The 7,189-nt window shown below is 71.0% G+C and carries 6 protein-coding genes; 2 read left to right on the top strand and 4 right to left on the bottom strand.

From position 1 onward, the window contains the following. Positions 1 to 277 precede the first annotated feature (277 nt). The gene (locus VG899_07260) at positions 278 to 646 is read left to right on the top strand and encodes a DUF2510 domain-containing protein (protein HWA66151.1); all 369 of its coding nucleotides are present in this window, start codon (positions 278 to 280) and stop codon (positions 644 to 646) included. A gap of 9 nt (positions 647 to 655) precedes the next feature. On the opposite strand, the gene VG899_07255 is transcribed toward VG899_07260, so the two are convergent. From VG899_07255 to VG899_07245, 3 genes are read right to left on the bottom strand one after another with little or no spacing between them, the layout of a single operon-like run. After that, positions 656 to 1,801, bottom strand: coding sequence for an acyl-CoA dehydrogenase family protein (locus tag VG899_07255; GenBank protein ID HWA66150.1), 1,146 nt, complete (start codon positions 1,799 to 1,801; stop codon positions 656 to 658). Further along, on the bottom strand, positions 1,798 to 2,916 hold the full coding sequence (locus VG899_07250; protein ID HWA66149.1) for a Xaa-Pro peptidase family protein: 1,119 nt from the start codon (positions 2,914 to 2,916) through the stop codon (positions 1,798 to 1,800). Before VG899_07250 ends, VG899_07255 begins: the two co-directional genes overlap by 4 nt. A gap of 9 nt (positions 2,917 to 2,925) precedes the next feature. Beyond that, positions 2,926 to 3,597 carry an enoyl-CoA hydratase-related protein gene (locus tag VG899_07245; protein HWA66148.1) on the bottom strand — a complete coding sequence of 224 codons (672 nt, stop codon included), beginning with the start codon at positions 3,595 to 3,597 and terminating at the stop codon, positions 2,926 to 2,928. An 18-nt stretch (positions 3,598 to 3,615) separates the two neighbouring features. On the opposite strand from VG899_07245, the gene VG899_07240 reads away from it, so the two are divergent. Beyond that, entirely contained in the window at positions 3,616 to 4,542 is a 927-nt protein-coding gene (locus VG899_07240; protein ID HWA66147.1) for a 5'-3' exonuclease, read from the top strand. On the opposite strand, the gene VG899_07235 is transcribed toward VG899_07240, so the two are convergent. Continuing rightward, complete coding sequence (locus VG899_07235) at positions 4,528 to 7,179, bottom strand: DEAD/DEAH box helicase (protein HWA66146.1); 2,652 nt, start codon at positions 7,177 to 7,179, stop codon at positions 4,528 to 4,530. The two genes, VG899_07240 and VG899_07235, sit on opposite strands and share 15 nt — an antisense overlap. Between the last annotated feature and the right edge of the window lie 10 nt (positions 7,180 to 7,189).

Genomic DNA, 7,189 nt, shown 5'->3' with positions numbered 1-7,189 from the left:
GCCCCGCGCCGTTCCCGGGGTCACCGGTCGCCCGATCGCGCACACCGGCCCGTTCCGGGCGAACGCGCACGGCATCACCTACGCCCCGCGGTCGACGACCTGGCTCGCGGTGGAGGATGCCGGCGCCTAGCCCGTCCGGGTGCATCCGGGAGTCCGAACCGCTCATCGCTCAAGACGGCGATCGGCGGATGCCGAGCGAGAACCAAGACGCGACCCCGGTCTGCCCCACCGGGGGCCGCGTCTGTCCAGGACGCCCGAACCCGAGCGGAGCTCCAACATGTCAGACGCCACGCCTCCGGCGGGCTACTACCCGGACCCGGCGGGCAGCGGTCACCAGCGCTACTGGGACGGCGCGCAGTGGACCTCCCACCTCGTGCCGGGCCAGGCGCCGGCACCGACCCCGGTCGTGCCGTCGGTGACCGCGGCGCGCCTCGCCGCGCTGGCCCCGTTCCGGGCGCCCGCGCGCACCGCGATCCTGCCGGACGTCGGGCCGGTGACGACGCTCGTGCGCAAACGGCCGCCCCTGCGGATCAGCCGCATCGCCTTCGGCGTGTTCGTGGTCGTCGGCAGCACCGTCGCCGCCTACGTCAACACTCAGCCGCTCGGCGCGACGGCCAGCCCCGCCGCCGTCCACGCCTCCCGCTGACCGGTCGGCCTACTGCGCGGCGAGGCCGCGGCTGATCACGAGGCGCTGGATCTGGTTGGTGCCCTCGAAGATCTGCATGACCTTCGCCTCGCGCAGGTAGCGCTCGACCGGGTACTCCACGGTGTAGCCGTAGCCTCCGAAGATCTGCACCGCGTCTGTGGTGACCTTCATCGCCGTGTCGGTGGCGAGGAGCTTGCTCATGGCGGCCTGCGCACCGTAGGCCTGACCGGCGTCCCGGCGGCGTGCCGCAGCGAGGTAGGTCGACCGGGCAGCCTCGATGCCGGTGGCCATGTCGGCGAGGATGAAGCTCACCCCTTGGTTGTCGGCGATCGGCCGGCCGAACTGCCGGCGCTCCTTCGCCCATGCGACCGCGGCGTCAAGCGCGGACTGGGCCAGCCCGGTCGCCACCGCAGAGATGCCGAGCCGGCCGCCGTCCAGCGCCGACAACGCGATGCGCATGCCTTCGCCCTCCGCGCCGACCAGCCGATCGACCGGGACTCGTACCTCGTCCAAGACCACCTGCGCCGTCGGCGACGAGCGCAGCCCCATCTTCTTCTCCGGCGGCTGCGGCAGGAGGCCGGGCGCGTCGGCGGGCACCAGGATCGTCGACACCCCGCCACGGGCGTCGTCCGACGTACGGCAGAAGACGTTGTAGTAGTCGGCGTGGCCACCGTGGGTCACCCATGCCTTGGTGCCGGTCAGCACGTAGTCGTCACCGTCGCGGCGGGCCCGCGCCTGCAGCGACCCGGCGTCGGAGCCGGCCGTCGCCTCCGACAGTGAGTAGGCGCCGAGAAGATCACCGCCGAGCATGTCCGGCAGGTAGGTCTTGCGCTGCTCGTCGGTGCCGAACGCCGCGACCGGGTAGCAACTCAGGGTGTGGACGCTGACGGCGAGCGCGACTGCCGCCCAGGCGGCGGAGAGCTCCTCCAGGACCTGCAGGTACACCTCGTACGGCGTGCCGCCGCCGCCGTACTCCTCCGGGTAGGCGAGACCGAGCAGGCCGGAGCGGCCGAGCAGCCGCACCGTCTCGCGCGGAAACTCGCCGCGCTCCTCGTACTCGGCTGCGTGAGGAGCGAGCTCGTCGCGGGCGAGGTCTCGGACCAGCTCCAGCAGTTGGCGAGCGTCGTCGTCGGGCAGGACGCGGTCGACGGTCATGCGAGGACGACGAGGTCGCGGTCGATGGTGTCCAGTCGCTCGACGCCGTCTTCGGTGACGACGACGATGTCCTCGATCCGGGCACCGTGGCGCCCCGGCAGATAGACGCCCGGCTCGATGGAGAAGCACATCCCGGGCTCGAGGACGACGTCGCTGCCTTGCACGATCCAGGGCTCCTCGTGCTCTTCCAGGCCGATCCCGTGCCCCGTCCGATGGATGAACAGCTCGCCGTAGCCGGCCGCCGCGATCACGTCCCGGGCGGCGGCGTCGACGCTGTGTGCCGTGACCCCGGGACGAACCGCCGCGCAGGATGCCTGCTGCGCAGCGAGGAGTACCTCGTAGTAGTCGGCAAAGTCTTGCGGCGGGGCGTCGCCGGCAACGTAGGTCCGCGTGCAGTCCGAGCAGTAGCCGTCGGGCATCGTGCCGCCGATGTCGACCACGACCGGGTCGCCGGGCTCGATCATCCGGTCGCTCACGTGATGGTGCGGGCTCGCGCCGTTGGGGCCCGACCCGACGATCACGAAGTTCACCGAGGTGTGTCCTTCTTCCAGGATCGCGTCTGCGATGTCGCGCGCCACCTCGGCTTCCGTCCGGCCCGGCCGCAGCCACTCCCCGATCCGGGAATGGACCCGGTCGATCGCTGCGCCCGCCCCACGCAGCGCGTCGACTTCGTCGGGCAGCTTGCGCAGCCGAAGCGGCCGCAGCACGTCGCCCGCCAGCCGCTGCTCGGCAGCCGGCATGACCTCGCGGAACCGCAGCACCTGCTGTGCCCACATGCGGTCGGAGACCCCGATCACGTCGGGGCTGCGGCCCAGCGCGTCCGCAATCACACCCGCGACGAGACGAAACGCGTCGTCCGTCTCGCCGTGCGTCGCGGTGGCCACGTGCTGCGTGGCACCGCTCGCGATGGCGGCGCGTTCCTCGAGCGCGGGCACGATGAGCATCGGCTCGCCAGAGGCGGGTACGACGAGGCAGGTGAGGCGTTCGAGCGGGAGCGCCTGGTAGCCCACGAGGTAGCGAAGGTCAGCGCCGGGCGTGACCAGCAGCGCGTCGACGCCCGCCGCGTCTGCCGCAGCGGCGGCGCGGGTGAGGCGGTCCTGGAAGGGCAGGTCCATCGCGTCAGGCTACGACGACGGTCGGTGGACGACGGACAGCTTGTCGACCGCCTCGCCGTACATCGTGGTCTTGATCGTTCCCATGACCGGATGCGCCTTGCCGGCCAGCGGCCGGACGAGCTCGATCGCTGCCGAGCGCAGCTCGCTTTCGGGCACCGCCTTGGTCACGATGCCCGCCGCGGCGGCGTCACGGCCGCCGTAGCGCCGCCCGGTCACCATCGCCTCGAACGCCGTCGCCACCGGCAGCTTCGCGCGCACCAGCGCGTCCATGCCCGGCGGGAACGGCAACCGGATGTCGACCTCCGGCAGGCAGAAGAACCCGCGGTCCTCCCGCATCACCCGCCAGTCGTGGGCAAGCGCCAGGAGCCCGCCGGCGGCGTAACAGTGGCCCTGGATCGCGGCGACCGTCGGTAGCCCGAGAGTCAGCACTCGGGAGAACAGGCGCTGCACCAGATCGACGTAGTGCTCGGCCTGGTCGGCATGCGCCATCAGCCAGTCGAGGTCGAGTCCGTTCGACCAGAACTTCCCTTGCGCCAACGTGACCAGAGCGGCCGGCGACTCGAGGGCGACGACCTCGTCGAGGCAGGAGTGCATCGACTCCAGCCAGGCCAAGGTGAAGCGGTTCTCGTCGTCGCCGATGTCGAGCACGGCGATCTCGCCGTCGCGGGTGAGTGCGGGCATGTCGTTAGTGTCCCTGGTGTGACCTCCCGGACCGGCGAGCGCCTCATGCTGCTCGACAGCGCGTCGATGTACTTCCGCTCGTTCTTCGGGGTGCCCGACACCGTTGTCGCTGCGGACGGCACCATCGTCAACGCGGTGAAGGGGTTCCTCGACGCCATCGCCTTCCTGGTGTCCGCGCGCCGGCCGACGCACCTGGTCGCCGCGATGGACGCCGACTGGCGCCCCGCCTGGCGGGTCGAGCTCGTGCCGTCCTACAAAGCGCACCGGGTCGCCCCCGAAGGCGGTGAGGAGGTGCCTGACGCGTTGAGCCCTCAGGTGCCGATCATCGAAGCAGCGCTCGACGCGCTCGGCATCTGCCGGATCGGCATGCCGGATGCCGAGGCCGACGACGTGATCGGAACTTTGGCGACGACCGCCGCGATGCCCGTCGAGATCGTCACCGGCGACCGCGACCTGTTCCAGCTGGTGGACGACGCCCGCGACGTGGCGATCGTCTACATCGCGAAGGGGTTCGGCAACGCCGAGCGGATCGACGAGGCGGCGATCACGGCCAAGTACGACATCCCGGGGCGGGCGTACGCGGACTTCGCCACGATGCGTGGCGACACTTCCGACGGGCTTCCCGGCGTACCGGGTGTCGGCGAGAAGACCGCTGCCGGACTGCTTCGCACGTTCGGGGACCTCGACGGGATCCTTGCTGCGGCGGCGCGCTCCGACGAGGGCTTCCCGCGCGGATGTCACGCGAAGCTGCTCGCGGCGATCGACGACATCCCGGCGATGCGCCGGGTGGTCGCGGTGGCCAAGGACCTGCCGATCGACCCGATCGATCCGCGAATCCCCGCGGCCGTGCCCGACCCCGACGCCCTCGACGCGTTCGCCGAGCGGTGGGGGCTGCACAACTCGGTGGCGCGCGTCCTCGACGCGTTCGCTTCAGTCCATGCCTGAGTAGGCGACGACCCCTCGGCGTAGCTGAGCGAGCGCGCTGTGCGCGGTCGCCCGGGTCCTCGACGACTCCGGCGCGGCGTGCCCGATCTGGTCGAGCAAGTCGATGAGCTGCTTGGTGACGCGCACGAAGTCGCCGGGAGCGAGTGCGGCGTCGCTCAGCACCGCCTCGAGGTCATGCCCTCTCGCCCACCGCCACGCCAGCCACGCGAAGCCCGGCTCCGGCGCGCGAAGGAAGGAAAGGCCGGCGGCGGCCTCCGTCTGGTGCAGGGCCTCCCACCGATGCGCCAGGTCGGTCAGCGCCTGTCGGCAGCGACCCGGTGGCAGCTTGGGACTGGACTCGTCGTCGCGCCGCGCTTCGTAGACCAGCGCTGAGACGACGGCCGCCAGCTCGGCCGGCTCGAGGTGCTCCCACGCGTCGTGCTCCAGTGCGTCGGCGATGACCAGGTCGGCTTCGGAGTAGATGCGGCTGAGTACTCCCCCGCTGGCCGTCACCGCGTCGCCGTCGAGATAGCCCAGCTGGTCGAGCACCTGGCATACCGCGTCGAAGGTCTTCGCGATCGAGCCGGTCCGGCCGCGTACCCGCCGCTCGAGCTGCTGGGTGTCCTTCAGCAGCCTGTCGTAGCGCTCCGCCCAGCGCGCGTGATGCTCCCGGTCCGCGCAGCCGTGGCAGGGATGGCGGCGGATCTCGGCACGCAACCGGGCGATCTCCTCGTCGTCGGCGGCTGCGCTGCGCGACCGCTTCGCGTGGCGCGCCTGGTCCTCCAGCCGCAGCGCGCGCAGGCTTGCCACGAGGTCGCGGCGCGCCTGCGGCGAGCGAGGCTGGAAGTTCTTCGCCACGCGTACCCGGCCGATGGCGGTGACCTCGGCGGTGAGCTCGGCCGCGTTGATGCGCTTGAGCTGGCGGGCATCGGTGACCACCGTGACGCGGTCCTGGTCGGCCGACGCGGAGGCGCCCTCGACGACAACGGCGAGGCCGGTGTGCCGTCCGCCGGGCAGCCGGATCACGTCGCCGACGTGGAGCGACTCGAGCGAGGTCGCTGCCGCCGCTCGTCGGGCCGCGGAACGCTCGCGCGCCAGAGCGGCTTCCCGGTCGGACAGCGCCCTACGCAGGCCGGCGTACTCGGCGAAGTCACCGAGATGGCAGGTCATCGCCTCCTTGTAGCCGTCCAATGCCTCCCGGTTGGCGCGGATCTGCTTGGTCAGCCCGACCACTGACCGGTCCGCCTGGAACTGCGCGAACGACCGTTCGAGCAGATCCCGGGTGGCACCCCGACCGAGCCGGCCCACCAGGTTGACCGCCATGTTGTACGACGGCCGGAAGCTCGACCGCAGCGGGTAGGTACGCGTCGACGCGAGACCGGCAACGTGTCGCGGGTCGAAGCCCGGGGTCCACAGCACGACGCCGTGACCTTCGACGTCGATGCCGCGCCGGCCGGCTCTGCCCGTGAGCTGGGTGTACTCCCCCGGGGTGAGGTCGACGTGAGCCTCGCCGTTCCATTTGACCAGCGACTCGAGGACAACGCTGCGCGCCGGCATGTTCACGCCGAGAGCGAGGGTTTCCGTCGCGAACACCACCTGGAGGTAGCCGTCGGCGAACAGCTCCTCCACGACCTCTTTGAAGACCGGCAGCATCCCGGCGTGGTGGGCCGCGAAGCCCCGCTCGAGCCCGCTGAGCAGCTCGTCGTAGCCGAGCACCGCGAGATCGGAGTCAGGGATGGCTGCGGTCCGCTCAGTTGCGACCGTACGAATGTGCGCTCGCTCCGACGGCTCGACCAGACGCAACCCAGAACGCAGGCACTGCCTGACCGCGGCGTCACACCCGGCGCGGCTGAAGATGAACACGATCGCCGGCAGCAAACCGGCCCGGTCGAGGCGATCGATCACCTCGGGCCGGTCCGGCCGGGCGCCTCGGCTTGCGTGGCGTCTTCCGCCGCGGGCAGCACCTCGCCGGTCGCGCTCGAACCTCGCCTCGTGCGCCGCCATCCGAGCCAGCTGCGGGTTGACCTCGTGCTGCTCGTCGTCGACGAACAGGTCGTGCAGCTCGTGGCCGGCAAGCACGGACTGCCACAGCGGCACGGGACGGTGCTCTTCGACGATCACCGTCGTGTCCCCTCGCACCTCCTGGAGCCAGTCCCCGAACTCCTCCGCGTTGCTGACCGTCGCCGACAGTGACACCAGCTGTACGTCGTCGGCGAGATGAAGGATCACCTCCTCCCAGACTGCGCCGCGGAAGCGATCCGCCAGATAGTGCACCTCGTCCATCACGACGGTGTGCAGGCCGGTGAGAGTCGGCGAGGCGGCGTAGAGCATGTTGCGGAGCACTTCTGTGGTCATGACGACGACGGGGGCCTCGCCGTTGATCGAGTTGTCACCGGTCAGCAGACCGACCTGGTCGGCGCCGTACCGCTCGACCAGATCATGGAACTTCTGGTTCGACAGCGCCTTGATCGGCGTCGTGTAGAAGCACTTGGCGCCGCGAGCGAGCGCGAGGTGGATGGCGAACTCTCCCACCACCGTCTTGCCCGCCCCCGTCGGTGCCGCGACGAGAACGCCGTGCCCGCCTTCGAGCGCTTCGCAGGCCCGCCGCTGGAAGGCGTCGAGGTCGAACGGGTAGCCGAGCAGGAAGTCCTGCAGCACCGGCGTGGCT

The sequence above is a fragment of the Mycobacteriales bacterium genome, assembly GCA_035550055.1.
Lineage (GTDB): Bacteria > Actinomycetota > Actinomycetes > JAFAQI01 > JAFAQI01 > DASZTV01.
The sequence above is the reverse complement of the archived record's forward strand: the minus strand, read 5'-3'. Positions and strand labels throughout refer to the sequence as shown.